We start from the raw sequence: 3337 nt of genomic DNA, 5'->3' as shown, positions 1-3337 counted from the left end.
CCAACTCTTTTATATAGCTATCCAGGTCTTCTATCTCCTTTAGGCTCTCTAATCTTCCTTTTTGTTTATTGATTGCAAAATATTTACTCGCCAATTCTAAGTCGCCTTTTTTCAAAGCAGTAATATACATATCAAACGTTTCTTCCGGCGTAGTTCCGCCATATTTATCATTCTTATATGGTGCTTCAATGGCATTCAAAAATGTCTGCACGCTCATCTCAGCCCGCCACATGTCTAAATAATATTTCACAACATTGCCAAGGGCAAAGCCACTGGCAAATATTAAAATGAGTAGGATTATCTTTTTAAGTTTATTCATATGTAGAAGGGTATCGCGGGTCACTTCACTCCCGCGGAATTGCCACGGCGAGTACGCCTCGCAATGACAGAAAGACGAGTTATATATTTTAGAACGGCAGGAGTAATCGAAAAAAGCTAACGTCTCCCAGTCCGAGCGGTTTTTCTATCACCATCGCCCAAGTCATCCATACCCAGCCTGCCAAAAAACCGAGGAACAAAATAATAAGCGCCTGATGGGCAAATGTTATTTTCTTATGTTTTGGCTGTGCCAAAATCGGGTCTGGAACTTTTAGATGCTCTGTTTTTTGCATATGTTAAGAATATAAAACATATCACCCATTATTGCAAGATGTGGATAAATTTTTAAGAATAATGCGCCACTCAACACATCCCCTCCTTTGGAAAAAGAGGGGTAGAGCGAATTTTGAAACTTATTAAATCCCCCGGGTCCCCCTTTTCCAAAGAGAGAAGAAAACACAGAGGAACTTATAGAAATATGCTCTAATGAAAATAACAAAAACCCCCAAATTAAGGGGGTCTTTGTTATTTTCCGCTAAATTAGCGAAATTTTGGAGATAATGCCTTATTTGTTAGGCATTATGCGGAACATTGTAGTCCCACATTTTTGTTAGGCATTATGCGGAACATTGTAGTCCCACATTTTGGACATACGCCCTTCATAGCATTTCTGGTCTTACCACCCTTTGCTTTAAAGGTGGTTTCCTTTGCATCTTTCATTTCTCTTTTGGCTTTGCATTTTACGCAATATGCTTCCATAGATATGAGGTTAATTTTTAAGTTATATATATATTCTACCTTAAAATAAGAATAAAAGCAAGTGCTACTACAATTCCCCCTCTCTTTCGCCCCGTAGCCAACTTTCGTGGCAAGCGGTGCAAACCGGCTCATAAAGCTCCATACCACCAACCATAACCTGCTCTTTGGACTCAATTTTTCTTTTTGTTCTGGAGGCATCAGCTCCGCAAGACATACATACCGCTTGGAGTTTCATTACATATTCTGCCTGCGTCAAAAGAAAAGGCATTGGACCAAATGGTCTGCCCATTGCATCCAAATCCAAACCGCTCAATATGACCCTCTTGCCGTGCGCCACTAAAACGCGCACTACTCCACAAATTGAATCATCAAAAAATTGCGCCTCTTCCACTCCGATTGTTGTTATCTCCGGTTCCAAATAATCAAAAATCTCTTCCGGAGAATTTAGCGCGAGTGCCTCTCTTTCAAATCCTCCATGAGTACGAACGCCTGTATCGCGGTCGTCGCGTATTGGTTTTACAAGCATCACCGTTCCACCAGCTATCTCAATTCTCTCCAGCTGACGAAAAAGCTCTGTTGTCTTTCCAGAACCCATGGGTCCCGTTATGACCAGGGAAAAACCCTTCTGCTCCATAAAGGGACTATTTTTATAAACTCTTGGACCAAACATTTTAAAATCTTTAATTATCTCACCAATATAATTTTATATGATATAAATAAAATACGCAAACATCAAAAAAATAACCCCGCGTTTGCAGGGCGATATCAACTATTAGAGGTGCCGGACGAGACATTTTTATCTTTTTTGATTTTTTCTTTTTTCAGATATCTATATACAAAAATTATGATTAAAACAGTAATCATCGCAATACCAATTATACGGCGCAAAAACTTGATATCACCTTTAGTTAAATAAAAATATACATCAATAATAAGTTCAAATAAAATAAAAAATAAAGATACTTTTATGGCTATCATTGTCTCTCCTTTTTTATAAACATAACATCAGGCAGAGCATCTGTCAATTAGCACTCTTGCAATTTCCATAAAAATGTGCTATTCTATTTTTATATTCCAGGGTGATCGAAGTTACCCCACTATAATTTTTTTACAGTTTTCCGAGGTCGTCTAATGGTAGGACTCGGGCCTTTGAAGCCCGCTATCTTGGTTCGAATCCAAGCCTCGGAAATTTGTAAAAAAAATAGGCGGGGAAAACTCACCGTTATAACTCAAGTCCTGCCATCGAAATTTCAAAAGGTCTCAGTAAAACCTGAGCTTTTTTGATATAAAATTATAACAATAACCATTCTATTTATTTAATACGCTATTTAGATCAGAATAATTAAATATCAAAACGCCTTTTATATTAAAAATATTATTCTTATTCTGCATTACTCCCGTGTCAGCGCTTCTTGCAAAAATATACCCCGCTTCTTTCACTGCGTTTGCAACCTTGTTGTTATACAAACCATATGGATACGCAAAAGTTATTATTGGTTTTTTTAACTGCTCTTCTAGCACTTGTTTACTTTTTACGATTTAATCTTCCAACTCTTCTGTGGTGCTATCCGTTAAAAAGGGATGCGATTTGGTATGTGAGCCAATGCTCATTCCGAATTTTGATAATTCTTTTATTTCTTTCCAATCCATTATATGATGTTCACCAATATTTTTTATCGGTATATAAAAAGTAGCGGTAAACTCATATTTTTTTAAAAGTGGCAAAGCATACATATATTTATTTTTCCAACCATCATCAAAAGTAATGATAATGGGTTTTTCCGACAATTTGGCATTTTTTAAAAGCGTATTATACATCTGATCAAAAAAAATTATTGTATAGCTATGGTCTTTCAAATACTGCGAATGTCTTTCAAAAACCTCCGACTCAACTCCAAAAGTTTTTAGATGCTTTGATGCGGTAATATAAAATTGTCCACCCCCATGATAAACAAGAACAGGCATTTTTTCATATTAGGACCACTTATTTCTTTAGACGCAAAGGACGCTTGTATTTTTGCAATATCCAGCTCTCGCCGATATCTTTGCGATTCTTTGGAAAATTTATTTTGGTAATAATAAAAAACTCCCGTAAATACAAGAATGAGTATCGCATAAATAAAAACAATCAGCGCATCTCTTTTTATGTTTATTTTAAACTTTTTAAAATCCTTTTCATTTTAATATTATACAAAATTTGCTTCATTAACGCCATTAAAAAATACAAATCTAGGAGTATATTAATTTTTTTATGGTATAA

General features: G+C 35.9%; 7 protein-coding genes and 1 tRNA gene. 1 reads left to right on the top strand and 7 read right to left on the bottom strand.

From position 1 onward, the window contains the following. From COU51_00945 to COU51_00925, 5 genes are all read right to left on the bottom strand, one after another. Positions 1-319, bottom strand: a 319-nt coding sequence (locus COU51_00945) for a hypothetical protein (protein ID PIR67007.1), incomplete at its 3' end; no start/stop codon positions are given. Positions 320-407: 88 nt separating this feature from the next. After that, positions 408-611 (bottom strand): hypothetical protein, encoded by a 204-nt coding sequence (locus tag COU51_00940; protein ID PIR67006.1) that lies wholly within the window; start codon positions 609-611, stop codon positions 408-410. A gap of 286 nt (positions 612-897) precedes the next feature. Further along, positions 898-1077, bottom strand: a complete 180-nt coding sequence (locus COU51_00935; GenBank protein PIR67005.1) for a hypothetical protein — start codon at positions 1075-1077, stop codon at positions 898-900. Between the two features lie 67 nt (positions 1078-1144). Then, a complete protein-coding gene (locus COU51_00930; GenBank protein PIR67004.1) occupies positions 1145-1747 on the bottom strand; it encodes a thymidine kinase in 603 nt (200 codons plus the stop codon). Between the two features lie 95 nt (positions 1748-1842). Beyond that, a complete protein-coding gene (locus COU51_00925) occupies positions 1843-2055 on the bottom strand; it encodes a hypothetical protein (GenBank protein ID PIR67003.1) in 213 nt (70 codons plus the stop codon). Between the two features lie 139 nt (positions 2056-2194). Here COU51_00925 and COU51_00920 point away from each other — a divergent pair. Continuing rightward, a tRNA-Gln gene (locus COU51_00920) sits at positions 2195-2265 on the top strand. Between the two features lie 120 nt (positions 2266-2385). On the opposite strand, the gene COU51_00915 is transcribed toward COU51_00920, so the two are convergent. Together COU51_00915 and COU51_00910 are read right to left on the bottom strand one after the other, a co-directional pair. Continuing rightward, positions 2386-2598, bottom strand: a complete 213-nt coding sequence (locus COU51_00915; GenBank protein ID PIR67002.1) for a hypothetical protein — start codon at positions 2596-2598, stop codon at positions 2386-2388. A gap of 18 nt (positions 2599-2616) precedes the next feature. Next, the gene (locus COU51_00910; protein ID PIR67001.1) at positions 2617-3042 is read right to left on the bottom strand and encodes a hypothetical protein; all 426 of its coding nucleotides are present in this window, start codon (positions 3040-3042) and stop codon (positions 2617-2619) included. Between the last annotated feature and the right edge of the window lie 295 nt (positions 3043-3337).

The organism is Parcubacteria group bacterium CG10_big_fil_rev_8_21_14_0_10_36_14 (assembly GCA_002772895.1).
In the GTDB taxonomy this organism is placed as follows: domain Bacteria; phylum Patescibacteriota; class Patescibacteriia.
This window is presented reverse-complemented; position numbering and strand designations above follow the sequence as displayed.